Below are 17,749 nucleotides of genomic sequence, written 5' to 3'. Positions count from 1 at the left end.
AACGTTTTATTAATCAAACCTCTTAAAAACAATGAAAAAACACGTGAGCGTAGCCACACTGTTATTAGTGCTGGCTTCCTGCGGTTCGGGCAGCAAAACCACCGAAACCGTAACCAGCCCAAACGGTAAGCTTGTTACCGAAATTGGCGTAAACAAAAACAACAGGGCATGGTACCTGGTAAAAAAAGACGGCAAGGTAGTAATAGATACTTCTGCTGTGGGCATCATCAGGAAAGATGCTGCTTTCTTCGATAACCTGAAGCTGGTATCGGCTACCGATAACGGTAAAATAACCGACAGCTACAAAATGCTGCAGGGTAAAAAAACCGACATTACCTATACGGCAGACCAAAAGGTGATCCACCTTGAAAACGATAAGGGTGAAAAGATGGACGTTATCTTTAACGTGTCAGACAATGGTGTGGCATTCCGCTATGCATTCCCCGATGCATCAGACGATGTAAAATACATCACCGAAGAGAAGACCTCATTTAACTTTATAAAAGATGCCAAAGCATGGCTGCAACCGCTTAGCGAGGCCAAAACCGGGTGGGAACACACCAACCCGTCTTACGAGGAATACTACCAGATGGGCGTACCCGTAGATACTAAATCGCCTATTGGTCAGGGTTGGGTTTTCCCGGCGCTGGTTAACGAGGGCGATACCTGGCTTGCCGTTACCGAAACCGGCCTGGGCAGTAACTACTGCGCATCGCACCTTGACTATAATAAAGAGCTTGGCGCCCTTAAAATCGTATTCCCGCAGGATGCAGAGCGTTTTGCTAAAGATGCAGCGCTGTACCCTGAATCTAAAACACCGTGGGAAACCCCTTGGCGTACCATAGCCATAGGCAGCCTTAATGAAGTGGCTGAATCTACCCTGGGTACCGACCTTGCAGATAAGGCCGTAACAGACGATACCGCATTTGTACACCCGGGTATTTCGTCATGGAGCTGGGCGATACTAAAGGACAATTCGGTTAACTACGAAACCACCAAACAGTTTATAGACTATGCGCAGAAAATGCACTGGCTGTACTGCCTTATTGATGCCGACTGGCACAAGCGCATTGGCATCGACAAGATAAAAGAACTTGTGGCGTATGGCAAAGAGCATAATGTAAAGCTGATACTATGGTACAACTCGGCGGGCGACTGGAATACGGTGCCTTACGGGCCAAAGGATAAATTCCTTACTGCCGAAAGCCGCGAGAACGAATTTAAGTGGCTGCACGATACCGGTATTGCAGGGGTTAAAATTGACTTCTTTGGCGGTGACGGGCAAAGCATGATTGCCTATTACCACGAGATACTAAAGTCGGCACTGAAGCACCAGATACTGGTGAACTTCCACGGGGCTACCCTGCCGCGCGGCTGGCAGCGCACCTACCCTAACCTGATGACCATGGAGTCTATAAAAGGGTTTGAGTTCATTTCGTTTGAGCAAAAAGTTGCCGATGAGTCGCCGTCGCACATGGCGTTGCTACCGTTTACGCGCAACCTGTACGACCCTATGGACTTCACCCCTATGGCGCTGGATAAAATACCGAACATCAACCGCAGGACAACCAGCGCATTTGAGTTGGCACTGCCTACGCTGTTCCTTTCGGGTATACAGCACCTTGCCGAAATCCCGGAAGGCATGGCAAAAATGCCTGATTATGTGCAGGAATACCTAAAGAACATCCCTGTAGCCTGGGACGAAACCAAGCTCCTGGCGGGCTATCCGGGTAAGGATGTGGTAATGGCGCGCCGCAAAGGCGATACCTGGTTTATAACCGGCGTTAACGGCGAAAACAAGGCCAAAGACCTTACCATAGACCTGTCATTCATTAAAAAAGGCGGTTACAAAATTACCGATGGCAACGGACAGCTTTTCGAAAAAACTGCCATAAAACCGGCCAAAACCACTGTACCGCTAAAACCATACGGCGGCTTTGTAATGAAGTTTTAATAACCAATTATCATACGTTGTGAGACAGCCCTTCGGGGCTGTTTTTTTGTTATTTTGCTCTGCTTTTCAACACCGCTTCAATATCTTCTAACGTAAATCCCTTTGCCCTGAGTAGTACCAAAAAGTGGAATAGCAGGTCGGCCGACTCGTTTTTAAACAATTCATCGTTGTTGTCCTTGGCTTCAATAACTACCTCTATGGCCTCCTCGCCTACTTTCTGGGCAACTTTGTTGATGCCACGTTTTAATAGCGAATTGGTATACGAGCTTTCATCGCCACTCTCAGCACGGCTGGCAATGGTTTGCTCAAGTTGATAAAGAAAACCTTTGGCAGTACCCTCGCCAAAACAAGTCTGCGTACCGGTATGGCATACTACGCCTGCGGGTTGCACCTGTATCAGTAGCGTATCGTTATCACAATCAATCTTTATATCTTTTACAGTAAGATAATTACCGGATGTTTCACCCTTTGTCCACAGCCTGTTCTTACTGCGGCTGAAAAACGTTACGCGCCCTTCTGACTGGGTTTTGGCAAGGGCTTCGGCATTCATATAGCCCAGCATCAGCACCTGAGTTGTGGCATAATCCTGTATAATCGCGGGAATCAATCCCCCTGTTTTATCAAAATCGGGTTGTATCATCGTATGGGTATGTTTAGTTGTTTCAGGTATTTTTTTAAATCGGGTATGGCAAGTTCTCCATAATGGAACAGGCTTGCCGCCAGTGCTGCCGTAGCTTCAGTTTGGCTAAAAACCTCAGCAAAATGCTCCCTGCTGCCCGCCCCTCCCGAAGCAATTACAGGTATGGTGGTTACGGCACACACCTCATTCAGCAAATCAATAGCAAAACCGCTTTTGGTACCGTCCTTATCCATTGAGGTAAGCAGTATTTCGCCTGCACCCAGTTGCTCTGCCTGCTGCGCCCATTCGGTAACCGAAAGTCCTGTAGCCGTGCGTCCACCGCTTACGTACACTTCCCAAAAGCCGTTGGTACGTTTGGCATCTATGGCAACCACCGCCGCCTGGCAGCCCAGGTTATCGGCAATTTCTTTAATCAATTGCGGATTTTTTACTGCCGACGAGTTCAGGCTTACCTTGTCTGCCCCACTACGTATAAGGTATTCAGCATCTGCGGCGATGTTTATCCCCCCGCCTACTGTAAACGGTATATTAATTTGCGATGCCACTTCCGTAACCAGTCCGGCAAGTGTTTTACGTTTTTCTACGGTAGCGGTTATGTCCAGGAACACGAGTTCATCGGCACCTTCGGCAGCATAGCGGGCAGCAAGTTCAACAGGATTACCGGCATCCGTTAGCCCCACAAAGTTGACGCCCTTTACCACACGCCCATCCTTTATGTCAAGGCAGGGAATTATCCGTTTTTTTAGCATAATTGTGAGAGTTGGGTTAACGTAATATTACCTTCATAAATAGCCTTGCCAATGATAGCACCGCTACAGCCCAGTTCTTTTAGCCGTATAACATCATCTATTGAACTAATACCGCCACTTGCAATGAGTCCAATTTTCGTTTCTTCCAATATCTCGCTATACAGTTCAAACGACGGCCCCTGTAACATACCGTCTTTACTGATATCGGTACAAATTACCGAGGTAATACCTTTCTGTTCGTAACCTTTTATAAAGTCCAACACATCCAGTTCACTTTCCTGTTGCCAACCGTTAGTGGCCACAAAACGGTTACGGCAATCGGCACCCAAAATGATTTTATCGGCACCGTATTTTTCAAGCCAATTGTATACTGTTTCCGGCTGCTTTACCGCAATGCTACCCGCAGTAACCTGCGCTGCACCACTATTAAACGCTATGGTAATATCTTCATCGGTTTTAAGGCCCCCGCCAAAATCAACTGAAAGCTTTGTTTGCGTTGCAATGGCTTCCAATACTTTATAGTTTGTAATTTTTCCCTGTTTGGCGCCATCAAGGTCTACCACGTGCAGGTAGCGTATACCGGCAGCCTCAAACATTTTTGCAACCGCCACGGCGTCTTCGTTGTATACTTTCTTTTGGGCATAATCGCCTTGGGTAAGGCGCACGCATTTGCCGTCTATTATATCTATGGCCGGAATGATTTTCATAATACTAAAAAGTTTTTAAGCAGTTGTTCGCCCGCAGTACCCGATTTCTCGGGGTGGAACTGCACAGCGTAAAAATTGTCTTTCTGCAAGGCCGCGCTAAACGGAAGTATGTATTGGCTCACCCCCGCCGAAGTATCGCCCAACCCCGCATAGTAGCTGTGCACAAAATAAAAATCGGCATCGGGTGCTATACCTTCAAACAAAACATTATCAAGGTGCTGTACGGTGTTCCAGCCCATGTGTGGTACCTTATCTTCAGGCGGGAACTTCAGCACATCGGTATCAAAAACACCAAGCCCTTCCGTATCGCCTTCTTCAGAATATCGGCACATAAGCTGCAGCCCAAGGCAGATGCCCAGCACGGGTTGGGTTAGCGATTTCAATACCGCATCAAGCCCTCTCTCTTTAAGATAGGCCATGGCCGGGGCTGCGTGCCCCACCCCTGGGAAGATTACCTTATCGGCAGTGCGTAGCAACGTTTTATCATCAGTAACCACCACGGCATAGCCAAGGCGTTTCACGGCATTTTCCACCGAAAGCGTATTGCCCGCATTATATTTTACAATGGCTATCATAGCGTTCCTTTTGTGCTGGGTATGTTGTAGTTATTGGTCTTAGACACCGCCATGCGTATAGCTTTGGCGAAGGCCTTAAATATGGCCTCTATCTTGTGGTGCTCGTTAGTGCCTTCTGCCTTAATGTTCAGGTTGCATTTAGCGGTATCGGTGAACGATTTAAAAAAGTGCAGGAACATCTCAGTAGGCATCTCCCCTATTTTTTCGCGTTTAAAGTCGGCATCCCAAACCAGCCATGGCCTACCGCCAAAATCAATGCCTACCTGTGCCAGGCAGTCGTCCATAGGTAACAAAAAGCCATAACGTTCTATCCCTTTTTTGCTGCCTAATGCTTGTAAAAAGGCATCGCCAAGTGCCAGTGCCGTATCTTCAATGGTGTGGTGTTCGTCTACCTCAAGGTCGCCTTTTACATCTATTTGCAAACCAATTTCCCCGTGGCGTGACACCTGGTCCAGCATGTGGTCGAAAAATGCCAACCCGGTATTAATCTTGGTTTTGCTGTTATCATCAAGGTTTACCGTAACACTGATGTTGGTTTCGTTTGTCTTGCGAACCACACTGCCCGTCCTCGGTTTTAGCTTCAGGAAGCTGTAAATGGCATCCCAACGGGTTTCGCACAGCGTGGCAGCATCACAATCTTTACCGATGAATATCGACTGGCAACCCAGGTTTTCTGCAAGCTGTACATCGGTTAGGCGGTCGCCTATAACGTAGCTATTGGCCAAATCGTAATTACCCTTAACATAGTGGGTAAGCATACCTGTACCGGGTTTTCGGGTCGGCAGGTTATCTTGCGGGAAACTTCGGTCGATAAGCACTTCACTAAAGCGGATTCCTTCATTTTCAAATGCCTGTATTATTTTATTCTGGGCAGGCCAAAACGTATCTTCAGGGAATGAAGCCGTACCAAGCCCGTCCTGGTTGGTAACCATAACCAACTCGTAATCAAGTTCACGGGCAATTTTACCTAGGCCTGAGAACACACCGGGATAAAACTCAAGCTTTTCGAGTGAATCCAGTTGCAGGTCGATGGGCGGTTCTATAACAAGAGTGCCGTCGCGGTCTATAAATAATACTTTTTTCATAATTGCAGGGATTTTAGTGTGTTGATGAGTAGCGTGTTTTCCTGTGGTGTGCCAATGGTAATGCGCAGGCAGCCGGGTACTATGCTGTTGCGGTTACGCAGTATGATGCCTTTCTCTACCAAAGCATTGTAAATACCATCAGCATCGGTCACCTCAACCAGTACGAAATTGGCATCGGTCGGGTATATTTTTTTGGTGATGGGCAGTTGTGCCAAACTGTCAATCAGCTTCGCCCGTTCATCCAAAAGCATAAACTTTTGGATTTCTACCGTTGCTGCATTATCCAACGCCTTAATCGCAGCTTCATAGTTCAGGCGGCTGATGTTGTACGGCGGTTTTACCTTATTGAACAGGTTGATAATTTCTTCCGAGGCAAATGCCAGCCCTACCCGTGCCGCTGCCAGTCCCCAGGCTTTACTGAGGGTTTGCAATACAACCAAATTAGGATATTGTGCTAATTTCTGCGAAAGCGATACTGCATCGCTAAAATCGATATACGCCTCATCTACAACTACAATACCGTTGAAATTTTGCAATATGGTTTCCACATCGTTAAGGATATTACCCGTTGGGTTGTTTGGTGAACAAAGGAACACCACTTTTAGTTTTTCATCTTTTAATAACGGTAACGCTTCGTTTATATCAATCTGGAAATCTGTCGTAAGCGGCACTTCATCAAGCGTTACATTATTAATATCTGCCGATACCTTGTACATACCATACGTGGGTGTAAACGTAAGTGCTTTGTCCTTGCCCGGCTCACAAAAAATACGGAAACATAGGTCAATCGCTTCGTCACTACCATTGCCTATAAAGATGTTATCTGTCGGGACATTTTTAATTTCCGATAGCTTCTCTTTCAATTGTTTCTGCAACGGATCCGGGTAGCGGTTCAGTGTACCGAACGGATTCTCATTGGCATCGAGATAGGCTGTAGCCGTACCCTTAAACTCATCGCGAGCAGAACTGTATGGCTTTAAAGCCAATATATTCGGGCGTACTATTTTTTCTAAACTAAACATTCTGTAAGCTTTTTAAACGGATGGTTACTGCATTTTTGTGTGCCTGAAGCTGTTCGGCGGCAGCCATGGCTTCTATAGCCGGGCCGATGTTTTGCAGCCCTTGCGCGGTAATTTTCTGAAAGGTGATTTTCTTTACAAAACTGTCCAGCGACACACCGCTGTAGCTGCGGGCATATCCGTTAGTGGGCAGGGTGTGGTTGGTGCCGCTGGCATAATCGCCCGCGCTTTCGCAACTGTAATTCCCTATAAAAACCGAACCGGCATTTATAACTTCCTGTGCCAAAGCATCGGCATCGGCAGTAGCTATTATAAGGTGCTCGGGGGCATAACCGTTGCTGAACGCTATACACTGCTCTGTATCTTTCAGCACTATGATTTTACTGTTTTTCAAGGCTTTTTGGGCAACGCCCTCTCGCGGCAACTGTACTACCTGGGCATTGATTTCGGCAAGGGTAGCTTCAGCAAAAGCAGCATCAGTGGTGAGCAATACCACCTGGCTGTCGACACCGTGTTCGGCCTGGCTCAGCAGGTCGGCAGCCACAAAAGCAGGGTTGGCAGTGGCATCGGCAATGACAAGCAACTCACTCGGCCCGGCGGGCAGGTCGATTGCTACACCTGCAGCAAAGGCGGCCTGTTTGGCAGCGGTTACGTACTGATTGCCCGGCCCAAAAATCTTATCCACTTTAGTGATGCCCTGCGTACCAAAAGCCAGCGCACCAACGGCCTGTATGCCGCCTACCTTATATATTTTGTTCACTCCGGCAAGTTGCGCTGTGTATAATATAGCGGGGTTGATGTTGCCCTGTTTGTCCGGTGGGGTACACAAAACTACTTCTTTACAGCCTGCTATAGCAGCCGGAACCGCTAACATAAGCACAGTAGAAAACAATGGTGCCGAACCTCCGGGTATGTATATACCTACCTTTTCTATGGCACGGCTTTCGCGCCAGCAGGTTACGCCGGGTGTGGTTTCTATGATTTGTATTCCCTCCTGTTGTGCCGTGTGGAATTTCTCAATATTGCTTTTAGCCAATTGTATTGCGGCTTTCAGTTCGTCGCTCACCGTTGCTATGGCAGCACTTATTTCTTCCTGAGAAACTGTGATCACATCAGGATTCGAACCGTCAAAGAGTTGGGTGTATTTGGCCACAGCCGCATCGCCGTTTTGTCTTATTTCGGTAAATACCTGCTGCACCAGCGTGTTCAGGTCCTGCACATCGAGCGCAGGGCGGGCAAACAGGCCTTGCCATATGGTGGTATCGGGGTTGAGTATTGTTTTCATATTAGTCTTAAAGTCGAAAGTTTATAAAGTCATAAAGTTTGTTTTGGTTATGAGATTGCCGTTCTTCCATTTCGAGCGCAGCGCAGCGGAGTCGAGAAATCTCTGAGACGTCTCCTATCGTCGACATGGAAGAACGCACTTACAAAATCATCTTCTCCACATTGGTTACCAAAATCCCCTCAGCGCCAAGGGCTTTCAGTTGGTCAATGATGTCCCAGAACGCATCTTCACGGATTACCGAGTGGATGCTGCTCCAGCCTTCTTCTGCTAATGGCAATACCGTAGGGCTTTTCATGCCGGGCAGTATTTCAGATATTTTCGGGATGGCTTCGTTTGGTGCATTGAGCAGTATGTACTTGTTCTCGGCTGCATTTTTAACTGACTGTATCCTAAACAGTAGCTTATCCAATATTTGCTGCTTTTCGGCAGAAAGGTTGGGGTTACCTATCAGTACGGCTTCGCTTTTGGTAACTACTTCCACTTCCTTAAGCCCATTGATTTGCAGGGTACTTCCCGTACTTACAATATCAAATATCCCGTCTGCCAAACCAATTGCAGGGGCTATTTCCACACTGCCGCTTATGGTTTCTATAGCAGTATCAAGCTTGTTCTCCGTAAAGAATTTTTGCAGGATAACCGGGTAGCTGGTGGCCACCTTTTTCCCGCTGAAGTACTGCGGGTCGGTATAAGTGGTATCCTTAGGCACGGCAAGCGAAAGGCGGCACGAGGCAAAGCCCAGCTTTTTTATTACCGATACATTCTTGTCCTTTTCCCACACTTCGTTTTCGCCCAATATGCCCGCATCGGCCACGCCTTCTTCCACATATTGCGGAATATCATCATCGCGCAGGAACAGTACTTCGATAGGGAAATTTGGCGATACAGCCTTAAGCCTGCGTTCGCCGTTGGGGATTTTAATGCCGCAATCGGCAAGGAGTTGTAGTGATTTTTCGCTCAGGCGGCCACTTTTCTGTACCGCAATTTTCAGTATGCTCATTTTGTTTTCAAATGTGCCTGAGTAACGAAGCGGGATGTGTGGGAGGAAAATATAGCCAAACAAAAAACCCGCTTGATTACTCAAACGGGTTTGTGGAATATTTTAGGTTACTGCCATATCATTTCCTCCTCGCGCTTGAGCCAGTGATGAAATGATGATGATGCAGTTGATTAAAAATCATGATATTTTGTCTTTTGTGACTGAGGCAAATGTATAAATAAAACTTTTTACAACGCCCCGTTTTTAACAAATATTTTTTGGCAGTGCCAAAAAATTACTGGTTACCCTTAGCGTAATCGGCAAGGAACTGGGCTAAGCCTAAGTCGGTTAGCGGGTGTTTCAGCAGGCCTGTAATGGCGCTAAGCGGGCCGGTAATAACATCGGCACCTATTTTGGCACAGTTTACAATGTGCATGGTGTGGCGTACCGAAGCAGCAAGGATTTGGGTTTCATAACCATAATTATCATAAATATCACGGATTTCCTCAATCAGGTTAAGGCCATCGGTAGAAATATCGTCAAGGCGGCCAATGAATGGCGACACGTAAGTAGCACCAGCCTTGGCAGCAAGCAGCGCCTGCCCGGCAGAGAACACAAGAGTCACGTTGGTTTTAATGCCTTTATCAGAGAAATATTTACAAGCCTTAATGCCTTCTTTGGTAAGCGGAAGTTTTACCACAATACGCTCGTGCAGCTCGGCAAGCTCTTCGCCTTCGCGTACCATACCTTCGTAGTCTACTGCGATTACCTCAGCGCTCACATCACCATCTGAAATATTGCAGATGTCTACATAATGTTTCAGGATGTTGTCTTTACCGGTAATGCCTTCTTTCGCCATAAGCGAAGGGTTTGTAGTAACGCCGTCAAGTACGCCAAGTTCCTGGGCTTCCTTTATCTGTGCAAGGTTTGCTGTATCAATAAAAAATTTCATGTTGTGTTATTTAATGTTTAAAATCAGGTGCGAAATTACAACTTATAATGTTTCATCAGCATTTTTTCATACACTTTATCCGGGAGCAGCTTCTTCAGCACTATACTGAACCTTTGCATAAATACCCCTACCCTGTAATGCACGTTCGGGTTAGATAAATTGATGATGGCATACACAGCCTCAGCCATTTGCATCGGGTCGCTACCGGCATCCACGTGTTCGTTCATCATGCTTAGCGTATTGCCATACGGTACTTCGTATGCCGATCCCTTAACCAATGGTGCATGGTAGCGGCCTGCGGCTATATTGGTAGCAAAATCGCCGGGGGCAACCGAAGTGATATTGATGCCAAAGCCCTTTACCTCCATACGGATGGCTTCGGTAATCAGTTCCAAAGCACCCTTAGATGCCGAATACACCCCACGGTACGGCAGGCCCATATAGCCCGCAATACTGGTGATGTTGATAATGGTTCCGCTTTTCTGTGCACGCATTTGCGGCAGCACGGCTTTCATCACTTCAATAGGGCCAAACAGGTTTACTTCAAAGTTGTTGCGTATTTCATCGGCGGGGATTTCCTCAATGGGGCCTGTAATACCCACACCGGCATTGTTTACCAGCACGTCTATGGCACCGGCTTCGGCAATTACCTGTGCTACAGCCGCCTTAATGGTATCGGCATTGCGAACATCAAGCGCTACCAGCGGGAACAGCGAACCTGTTACATTCTGGGGATTACGGCTGGTACCGTACACACGGTAACCCTTTTGGTACAAAAATTCGCCTATGGATTTCCCAATGCCCGACGAGGCACCGGTTATAAATACTACTTTGCTCATGTTGTCTGTTTACGGAATGTGTATGCGAAAGTAGTGCTTTATGGTTGATTTTTTGACACCAATTTCACGAATTAGCAGGAATGGGATTTGCAATTAAATTCCAAAAAAGTTTGTTAGGACAGTTACGGGTGAAGCTACTCCCTTCCCTTTGGGGAGGGCTGGGGAGGGGCCTGTAATCCCCTTACAAACTCCCTTTCCACACCGTTTTTCACCGCTTTTAAATAGGCCGTACCCACAATAGCCCCATCCACGCTTTCAAAAGCCTTTTCCTTCTTTTCACTGCTGTCTATACCAAAGCCTATGAATAGCGGCGTTTCGGCACACAGGATTTTCAGTTCTGTATAGCGGGCGATAAGCGCGTCGTCAATACTGTAGCCCTGCCCTGTAATACTGTTTTGCCCCACCAGGTATACAAAGCTGTTGGCACAGGCTTTGGCAATACGCTGCACACGTTCATCAGGGGTTTGTGGTGTAATAAGGAAGGTAACCGGCACACCGTACTTTTCAAAGGCGGCCTTGTATTTGGCTTCATATAATTCTAACGATAAGTCGGGCAATATCAGCGAGGCAATACCCAGCTTTTGGCAACGTCCTAAAAAGCTGTCCAACCCAAATTGCAGTACCGGATTCAGGTAGCCCATGAGTACCAGTGGTATGTGTATTTCACCCTGTATGGCTTCAAGCTGTTGCAGCAGCAATTCCAGCTTCATGCCGTTTTGCAGGGCTACAGTACTCGTTTCCTGGATTACAGGGCCGTCAGCCATGGGGTCACTAAACGGGATGCCTACTTCGGCAAAGTCCACCCCCAGTTCCTGAAGTTGTAGCAATTGTGGTTTCAGGCTGTCCAATTCCGGGTAGCCGGCGGTTACAAATATGCTCAGTTGTTTTTTATCTTTCTTAAACGGATTCATAGGTTGGGAAATTTGTCCATATACGTATTCATGTCTTTGTCGCCGCGGCCGCTCAGGTTTACCACCACCACATCGTCTTTCTTTAGCGACATTTTACCCAAAGCAGATAAAGCGTGCGCACTTTCCAATGCGGGTATAATACCTTCCAGACGGGATAGTTCTAATGCTGCTTCCAGCGCTTCCTCGTCGGTAATGGCAATCGCTTTTGCCCTGCCTGTAGCTATGGTATGTGCATGCAATGGCCCGATGCCCGGATAGTCAAGCCCTGCCGAAATAGAATGCGGTTCGGTTACCTGCCCGTCTTCGTCCTGCATTAACAGCGTAAGGCTACCGTGCAAAACACCCGGCGTGCCCAGCACGCTCGTTGCCGCCGATTTACCCGAATCTACTCCGAAACCTGCTGCTTCCACGGCTACGAGTTCCACGGTTGTATTATCATAAAACTGGTAAAAAGCCCCGGCAGCGTTACTGCCACCACCCACGCAGGCCACCACTTTATCGGGAGATTTTTTGCCTGTTTTATCTAACAATTGTAGCTCAATTTCCTTAGAAATAACCGACTGGAAATACGCCACGATTTTCGGGTACGGGTGCGGCCCTACCACACTGCCTATAAGATAGTACGAATCGGGATGGTTTATCCAATGCCGAATGGCTTCATTCGTAGCATCCTTCAGCGTTTTGCTCCCCGATACCGCCGCGCGTACTTCGGCACCCAGCATTTTCATGCGCTGCACATTTGGTGCCTGGCGCTCTATGTCTTTTTCGCCCATGTACACAATGCAGTTCAGGCCCATGAGCGCACACACCGTAGCCGTAGCCACGCCATGCTGACCCGCGCCGGTTTCGGCAATGATGTCGGTCTTGCCCATGTGCTTGGCCAACAGGATTTGCCCCACGGTATTGTTTACTTTATGCGCCCCGGTGTGGCACAGGTCTTCGCGTTTCAGGTAAATGTGTGCGCCGTATTTTTCACCTAAGCGTGATGCGTAGTACAATGGAGTTGGCCTGCCTACAAAGTCGCGTAGCAGGTTGGCGTACTCCGTTTCAAAGTCCTCGGTGAAGCAATAGCTGTTAAAAGCCGCTTCAAGTTCCTCTACATTCGGGCGTAACAATTCAGGTACATACGCCCCGCCAAATTCGCCGTAAAAGCCCAATGCATCGGTATCTAAATAGGATGTGTTCATGGTTTCATTTCGTTTAAAAAGTTAGCAATCAGTGTTGCGTCTTTTATTTTGGGTGCCAACTCAAAGCGGCTGTTCAGGTCGTAACCCGCAAGCTTTGGGTGGCGAAATTTCTTTAGAGCTTCTGCCGAATCCCGCCCGATACCCCCACTCAGCAAAAAGGGTGTTTCGCCTCTGTAGTTTTCCAATACTTGCCAATCAAATACCTTGCCCGTGCCGCCGTGCTTAGGGCTTTTGGTATCAAACAAAAACAAATCCGCTAATCCTTCGTAGGCTTTGGTCTGTTCCAAATCTTCTGCCGAAGCAATACCAAAAACTTTTATGATTTCAATTCCTTTTGGCAGTTGCCTTATGTATTCCGGTGGTTCGCTGCCGTGGAGTTGTACTGCGTTCAGTTTGTGGGTTTCTACCTTCTCCATCACATAATCCAACGGTGCATTTACAAATACACCCACTTTCTTTTTGGCTGTAGCCAATGTACTTTCGGTATACCGTGATGAACCCTCAAAGAAAATAAACCCAAGCATATCCACACTATCTAACTCAGCAACGGCATTACTTTCGGGATTATCGGTTAGCCCGCAGACTTTAATAATCATTGCTTAAGGTTTTGGGTAAGTTGTGCCAAGTGCCCTTCCCTTAGTATGCTTTCGCCAATGAGCGCCCCGTTAAATCCGGCTGCTTTTATCAAGGCAATATCCTCAGGTGTCTTAATCCCCGATGCCGAAATCAGTGGCATGCCTTTGGGTAATATCGGTGCCAGGTCAAACGAATGCTGTAACGTGGTTTGCTGCGCCTTTAGGTCGCGGTTGTTTACGGCAACCATATCCACTTCCGGCGGAATAAAGCCAACTTCTTCACGCGTGTGTACCTCGTATAAAACTTCCAGACCCAGGTTACGCGCTACATTGGTCAGGTAGTTGGCTTCCTCGGGTTGCAATACCGCTCCGATGAGCAGTATCGCATCGGCACCGGCAGCTTTGGCTTCGTATAGTTGTATTTCGTCTATGATAAACTCCTTACGCAACAGCGGAATGTTTACCGCCTCACGGGCTTCTAAAATATCGTTTATGCTTCCGCCAAAATAGGTTGAATCGGTAAGTATCGAAATCCCCGAAGCGCCGTTTTGTTCGTAAAAACGTGCCTGTTCGGTAATATTTACATTGGTTTTAATATCGCCGCCACTGGGTGATTTCCGCTTAATTTCCGCAATGATACCAAAACCTTTCGACTTTATGTGTTCCGATAGCGACAGCGTTTGCCTATGAAAATCCGGGCTTTCGGTAAAGCTTTTTATAGTATACTGCTGTTTCAGCAGGGCAACTTCCTTTCGTTTATTAGCTATGATTTCATCTAATACATTCATGATGCTATCTTTTTTAGGTGGTTGATGGCAGTGCCGGTTTTTACGGCTTCGTAACCTTTGGCAAATGCCGTTTCAAAATCCATTTCCGGATGGAAGGTTTGCAAGGCAAGTCCCACGTTACCTGCCAATACTATATTTTGTGGTTCGGTGCCTTTCCCTGAAAGCAGGTTAGCAAGTAATGTCGCGGCTTCTTTCACGGTTTCGCCACCGCTTATTTCAGGTAATGATATGGCGATTTGCAGCGGATTGTTACCCAAAAGCACATCCCGTTGCTGCCCTAAAATACGGGTTACCCCGATAAAGGTCAGCTCATCAAACCCGTCCATGCCGTGCAGTACGGTAAACTCCTTACGTTCGTTACGCAGTGTATGCTGGTATTGGCGTGCCAATTCCAAACTGTATGTACCCGTAAGCTGGTGCGTAGGGTGCGCCGGGTTTACCAATGGCCCCATGCTGTTAAAGAACGTAGCGATACCCAATGCCTTGCGCAAGGGTGCCACCGCCTTTAATGCCGGGTGAAACAAGGGCGCATGCATAAAGCAGATGTTCGCCTCATCCAGTTGTTTTTGGAGGGCGTTGCGGTCGTTTACAAAAGTGTAACCCAATGCCTCCAGCACGTTGCTCGAACCACAAAGCGAACTCACGCCGTAATTGCCGTGCTTCACTACCTTATAGCCCAGCGATGCCAACACAAATGCGGTAGCGGTAGAGATGTTAAACGTGTTTTTACCATCGCCGCCTGTGCCGCACACGTCGATACTGTCGCCTACTTCAAACTTCGTGGGAAGGGCGAGTTCCAGCAGTGCTTCACGGAAGCCCATAAGTTCATCGAGCTGCAACCCGCGCATTTGTATACCGGTAACCAGGGCTACGGTCTGGGCATCGTTTACCTCGCCGTTGCCTATGGCCAGCATGCATTGGTGCGCCTCGGCTTTGGTAAGGTGGCTATGGTTTATTATTTTTTCGAGTATCGTTTTCATAAGATTGTAACACGGAGTTTCACGGAGAAGTCACAGAGATTCACGGAGTTTTTAAAAATGCTCCTTTCATTTAAAATTTATAATTCATCATTTAAAATAAGAAAAGGCTCCCGTATCCAGTTTTCTATAATCTGCCTGCCTTGTGGTGTTAGTACCGATTCCGGGTGGAACTGTACCCCGCACGTAGGATGCGATGTGTGGCGCAGTGCCATTACCGTACCGTCTTCGGTTTGTGCCGTGATTTTTAAGTACGGGCTGTCGGCAGGGGTTATTTTCCAACTGTGGTAACGGCCAACGGGCAGGGTTTGCGGCAGGTTTAAGAATAGCGGGTCGTCGGTAAGCACCGTCATATCGGTAGCTTTGCCATGTACGGGGGCAGGGCATTGTTCCAGAACACCTCCAAAAACCTCGGCTATGGCCTGATGGCCTAAGCATACGCCCAGCATCTTCTTTTTACCTGAATAGCGTTTAATCACATCAAGCAGTTCTCCAGCCTCGCTGGGTATGCCGGGGCCGGGAGAAAGCAGCAGGGCATCGCAAGTATCCAGTTCATCGTAGTCTACCTCATTGTTACGTTGTACAACCACCTCCACATTGTCGGTTTCGCGCACGTAGCGTACCAGGTTGTATACAAAGGAGTCGAAATTATCTATTATACCGATTTTCATAGTCGAAAGTTGTAAAGTCTAGAGTTTAAAGTTTGTTAGCAGCGGCAATGGCACGGCGTACCGCACCGAGTTTGTTGTTTACTTCCTGTAGTTCGTTTTCGGGTTTGCTGTCTATGACCACACCGGCACCGGCACGGTAATGCAAGGTATTATTCTGGCTGAAAATACTGCGGATAACAATGGCCAGGTTGATGTTGCCGTTCGGGTTGATGAAGCCAATGGCACCACCGTAGTAATCGCGCGGAGTGCTTTCATAGCGGCTTATAAGTTCCAATGCCTTAGGCTTTGGTGTTCCCGAAAGCGTACCCGCCGGAAACGTACCCGCAAACAAATCAAGCGAGGCATCCTCATCGCGCATTTCCCCGGCTACCTTGCTCACCAGGTGGATAACATGCGAAAAGTGCTGTACCTCTTTATACGACGCTATGTGTACGTTATTGCAAAAACGGCTTAGGTCGTTGCGAGCCAAATCAACCAGCATGGTGTGCTCGGCATTTTCTTTTTCGTCAGCCAGCAGGGCTTCGGTGCTCAATTGGTCGGCAGCCGTGTTGCCGGTTTTACGTACGGTACCCGCTATGGGATGTATGGCAGCATGACCGTTTTGCAGGCCTATTTGCGTTTCGGGACTGCTGCCCATAAGGCGGTAGCTTTCCATATCGGCATAGAACAGGTAGGGCGATGGGTTCAGCCTGCGCAGCTGTCTGTACACTTGAAAATCATCACCAAAAAATGCCTGCTCAAACGGGCGCGATACTACCAGCTGGAACACATCACCACGGTAAATATGTTCTTTGGCTTTTTCCACCAGATTGAGGAAACTTTCATCGGTATCCACACTGGTTTCTTCGCCTTTTGTTTCAAACGGAAGCAGGGTAAATGTCTGTCTTCTTAGTACTGCTTCAAAAGCACTGTCGGGTAATACATCTTCCGAAAATGAATTGCGGAAAATGGTGCCGGTATCGTGGAAGTGATCCAATACTATCAGGTATTCAAACAATATAAACTGTGCCAATGGCAGCCCGTTTACTGATGTTTTGGCATTACCCACAGGTTCTTCGAAATGCGCATATTCAAAGCTGAAGTAGCTTAGGAACGCATTATGGTTGTGTTGCGCATCAAACTGAAAACCATTTAAAATATCTTTTATCTGCGATGTAACTTTTCTCGGGTTGGCAATGGCTACAGTTGTTACCTTGTCCCCTGCCTGCTGTACTATTTTATTCCCATAGACGGTAACCTCAACCAACGGGTTAAGCCCAATAAATGAGGTACTGTCGGTACGCGAATGATAGTCGTTACCCTCCAGCAGGCAGGGCTTACGGTAGTGGTTGCGCAGGCCAAGGTACAGCCCTACAGGCGTGTACAGGTCGGCATTAAAATTATATGTCTGTGTGTAAATTTTCATAGTTACGGGTATAAAAAAAACGGCTTGCCAAAAGTGACAAGCCGTTTGTATGCGTTTATATAGGTATATACGTGTTTAGGCCACCGTCACGGAGTTGTGAAAGTGCCACCACCAGGTATTATTAACTATGTTCTGTGCGATATTCATAAGTGCTAAGTTAGGCAAGTGGTTTTTAATGTGCAAGTTTTTTTTGAAAAGGTTATGCGGTGATTTGGTTATGTGGTTATTCGGAATGAACCGATAAAGTAACCACCCCGCCCTGCGGGCACCCCTTCAAGAGCTATCGTGTGAACACAAATCGCTTTGTGGACTTTTTTGCTTTCAAAAGGAAAGCCTTGGTGTTCGTATTAAGCACAATTTATATCTTTTGTGTCCTTTGTGAAAAACTTTGCGAACCTTGTGGTAGAAAATTCCTCGCAAAGACGCTAAGTCGCAAAGATGTGTCCACATGATA

General features: G+C 47.4%; 18 protein-coding genes. 1 reads left to right on the top strand and 17 read right to left on the bottom strand.

Features of this window, described 5'->3' with window-relative positions; all coding sequences use genetic code 11:
* Positions 1-31: 31 nt before the first annotated feature.
* Positions 32-1,954 carry a glycoside hydrolase family 97 protein gene (locus ACZIX4_RS17330; protein WP_463336903.1) on the top strand — a complete coding sequence of 641 codons (1,923 nt, stop codon included), beginning with the start codon at positions 32-34 and terminating at the stop codon, positions 1,952-1,954.
* A gap of 49 nt (positions 1,955-2,003) precedes the next feature.
* Here the strand turns inward: ACZIX4_RS17330 and hisIE are convergent, their stop codons facing one another.
* From hisIE to ACZIX4_RS17245, 17 genes are all read right to left on the bottom strand, one after another.
* Entirely contained in the window at positions 2,004-2,594 is a 591-nt protein-coding gene (gene hisIE / locus ACZIX4_RS17325; RefSeq protein WP_463336902.1) for a bifunctional phosphoribosyl-AMP cyclohydrolase/phosphoribosyl-ATP diphosphatase HisIE, read from the bottom strand.
* A complete protein-coding gene (gene hisF / locus ACZIX4_RS17320; RefSeq protein WP_463336901.1) occupies positions 2,591-3,343 on the bottom strand; it encodes an imidazole glycerol phosphate synthase subunit HisF in 753 nt (250 codons plus the stop codon). The genes hisIE and hisF overlap by 4 nt, the downstream gene beginning before the upstream one ends.
* Positions 3,337-4,050, bottom strand: a complete 714-nt coding sequence (gene hisA / locus ACZIX4_RS17315) for a 1-(5-phosphoribosyl)-5-[(5-phosphoribosylamino)methylideneamino]imidazole-4-carboxamide isomerase (RefSeq protein ID WP_463336900.1) — start codon at positions 4,048-4,050, stop codon at positions 3,337-3,339. The genes hisF and hisA overlap by 7 nt, the downstream gene beginning before the upstream one ends.
* Positions 4,047-4,625, bottom strand: coding sequence for an imidazole glycerol phosphate synthase subunit HisH (gene hisH, locus ACZIX4_RS17310; RefSeq protein WP_463336899.1), 579 nt, complete (start codon positions 4,623-4,625; stop codon positions 4,047-4,049). The genes hisA and hisH overlap by 4 nt, the downstream gene beginning before the upstream one ends.
* A complete protein-coding gene (gene hisB, locus ACZIX4_RS17305) occupies positions 4,622-5,710 on the bottom strand; it encodes a bifunctional histidinol-phosphatase/imidazoleglycerol-phosphate dehydratase HisB (protein WP_463336898.1) in 1,089 nt (362 codons plus the stop codon). Before hisB ends, hisH begins: the two co-directional genes overlap by 4 nt.
* The gene (hisC, locus tag ACZIX4_RS17300; protein WP_463336897.1) at positions 5,707-6,732 is read right to left on the bottom strand and encodes a histidinol-phosphate transaminase; all 1,026 of its coding nucleotides are present in this window, start codon (positions 6,730-6,732) and stop codon (positions 5,707-5,709) included. The genes hisB and hisC overlap by 4 nt, the downstream gene beginning before the upstream one ends.
* Positions 6,725-8,014 (bottom strand): histidinol dehydrogenase, encoded by a 1,290-nt coding sequence (gene hisD, locus ACZIX4_RS17295; protein ID WP_463336896.1) that lies wholly within the window; start codon positions 8,012-8,014, stop codon positions 6,725-6,727. The genes hisC and hisD overlap by 8 nt, the downstream gene beginning before the upstream one ends.
* A 139-nt stretch (positions 8,015-8,153) precedes the next feature.
* The gene (gene hisG, locus ACZIX4_RS17290) at positions 8,154-9,011 is read right to left on the bottom strand and encodes an ATP phosphoribosyltransferase (RefSeq protein ID WP_463336895.1); all 858 of its coding nucleotides are present in this window, start codon (positions 9,009-9,011) and stop codon (positions 8,154-8,156) included.
* 274 nt (positions 9,012-9,285) lie between these two features.
* A complete protein-coding gene (gene fsa / locus ACZIX4_RS17285; RefSeq protein WP_463336894.1) occupies positions 9,286-9,942 on the bottom strand; it encodes a fructose-6-phosphate aldolase in 657 nt (218 codons plus the stop codon).
* A gap of 35 nt (positions 9,943-9,977) precedes the next feature.
* Positions 9,978-10,781, bottom strand: coding sequence for an SDR family oxidoreductase (locus tag ACZIX4_RS17280; RefSeq protein WP_463336893.1), 804 nt, complete (start codon positions 10,779-10,781; stop codon positions 9,978-9,980).
* A 134-nt stretch (positions 10,782-10,915) separates the two neighbouring features.
* On the bottom strand, positions 10,916-11,692 hold the full coding sequence (gene trpA / locus ACZIX4_RS17275) for a tryptophan synthase subunit alpha (protein WP_463336892.1): 777 nt from the start codon (positions 11,690-11,692) through the stop codon (positions 10,916-10,918).
* Positions 11,689-12,879: a tryptophan synthase subunit beta gene (trpB, locus tag ACZIX4_RS17270; protein ID WP_463336891.1), complete on the bottom strand. Its 1,191-nt coding sequence runs from the start codon at positions 12,877-12,879 to the stop codon at positions 11,689-11,691. The genes trpA and trpB overlap by 4 nt, the downstream gene beginning before the upstream one ends.
* The gene (locus ACZIX4_RS17265; RefSeq protein WP_463336890.1) at positions 12,876-13,475 is read right to left on the bottom strand and encodes a phosphoribosylanthranilate isomerase; all 600 of its coding nucleotides are present in this window, start codon (positions 13,473-13,475) and stop codon (positions 12,876-12,878) included. Before ACZIX4_RS17265 ends, trpB begins: the two co-directional genes overlap by 4 nt.
* Complete coding sequence (gene trpC, locus ACZIX4_RS17260) at positions 13,472-14,242, bottom strand: indole-3-glycerol phosphate synthase TrpC (protein ID WP_463336889.1); 771 nt, start codon at positions 14,240-14,242, stop codon at positions 13,472-13,474. The genes ACZIX4_RS17265 and trpC overlap by 4 nt, the downstream gene beginning before the upstream one ends.
* The gene (gene trpD, locus ACZIX4_RS17255) at positions 14,239-15,222 is read right to left on the bottom strand and encodes an anthranilate phosphoribosyltransferase (RefSeq protein ID WP_463336888.1); all 984 of its coding nucleotides are present in this window, start codon (positions 15,220-15,222) and stop codon (positions 14,239-14,241) included. The genes trpC and trpD overlap by 4 nt, the downstream gene beginning before the upstream one ends.
* Positions 15,223-15,299: 77 nt before the next feature.
* Positions 15,300-15,890 carry an anthranilate synthase component II gene (locus tag ACZIX4_RS17250; protein WP_463336887.1) on the bottom strand — a complete coding sequence of 197 codons (591 nt, stop codon included), beginning with the start codon at positions 15,888-15,890 and terminating at the stop codon, positions 15,300-15,302.
* Positions 15,891-15,915: 25 nt separating this feature from the next.
* On the bottom strand, positions 15,916-17,295 hold the full coding sequence (locus tag ACZIX4_RS17245; RefSeq protein ID WP_463336886.1) for an anthranilate synthase component I family protein: 1,380 nt from the start codon (positions 17,293-17,295) through the stop codon (positions 15,916-15,918).
* Positions 17,296-17,749 lie beyond the last annotated feature (454 nt).

It is taken from the genome of Flavobacterium niveum (assembly GCF_055231775.1).
This window is presented reverse-complemented; position numbering and strand designations above follow the sequence as displayed.

Excerpts from the sequence above, each read along its gene's own strand:
- ACZIX4_RS17330 (WP_463336903.1), top strand. The coding sequence starts at position 32 with ATGAAAAAACACGTGAGCGTAGCCACACTGTTATTAGTGCTGGCTTCC.
- hisIE (WP_463336902.1), bottom strand. The coding sequence starts at position 2,594 with ATGATACAACCCGATTTTGATAAAACAGGGGGATTGATTCCCGCGATT.
- hisF (WP_463336901.1), bottom strand. The coding sequence starts at position 3,343 with ATGCTAAAAAAACGGATAATTCCCTGCCTTGACATAAAGGATGGGCGT.
- hisA (WP_463336900.1), bottom strand. The coding sequence starts at position 4,050 with ATGAAAATCATTCCGGCCATAGATATAATAGACGGCAAATGCGTGCGC.
- hisH (WP_463336899.1), bottom strand. The coding sequence starts at position 4,625 with ATGATAGCCATTGTAAAATATAATGCGGGCAATACGCTTTCGGTGGAA.
- hisB (WP_463336898.1), bottom strand. The coding sequence starts at position 5,710 with ATGAAAAAAGTATTATTTATAGACCGCGACGGCACTCTTGTTATAGAA.
- hisC (WP_463336897.1), bottom strand. The coding sequence starts at position 6,732 with ATGTTTAGTTTAGAAAAAATAGTACGCCCGAATATATTGGCTTTAAAG.
- hisD (WP_463336896.1), bottom strand. The coding sequence starts at position 8,014 with ATGAAAACAATACTCAACCCCGATACCACCATATGGCAAGGCCTGTTT.
- hisG (WP_463336895.1), bottom strand. The coding sequence starts at position 9,011 with ATGAGCATACTGAAAATTGCGGTACAGAAAAGTGGCCGCCTGAGCGAA.
- fsa (WP_463336894.1), bottom strand. The coding sequence starts at position 9,942 with ATGAAATTTTTTATTGATACAGCAAACCTTGCACAGATAAAGGAAGCC.
- ACZIX4_RS17280 (WP_463336893.1), bottom strand. The coding sequence starts at position 10,781 with ATGAGCAAAGTAGTATTTATAACCGGTGCCTCGTCGGGCATTGGGAAA.
- trpA (WP_463336892.1), bottom strand. The coding sequence starts at position 11,692 with ATGAATCCGTTTAAGAAAGATAAAAAACAACTGAGCATATTTGTAACC.
- trpB (WP_463336891.1), bottom strand. The coding sequence starts at position 12,879 with ATGAACACATCCTATTTAGATACCGATGCATTGGGCTTTTACGGCGAA.
- ACZIX4_RS17265 (WP_463336890.1), bottom strand. The coding sequence starts at position 13,475 with ATGATTATTAAAGTCTGCGGGCTAACCGATAATCCCGAAAGTAATGCC.
- trpC (WP_463336889.1), bottom strand. The coding sequence starts at position 14,242 with ATGAATGTATTAGATGAAATCATAGCTAATAAACGAAAGGAAGTTGCC.
- trpD (WP_463336888.1), bottom strand. The coding sequence starts at position 15,222 with ATGAAAACGATACTCGAAAAAATAATAAACCATAGCCACCTTACCAAA.
- ACZIX4_RS17250 (WP_463336887.1), bottom strand. The coding sequence starts at position 15,890 with ATGAAAATCGGTATAATAGATAATTTCGACTCCTTTGTATACAACCTG.
- ACZIX4_RS17245 (WP_463336886.1), bottom strand. The coding sequence starts at position 17,295 with ATGAAAATTTACACACAGACATATAATTTTAATGCCGACCTGTACACG.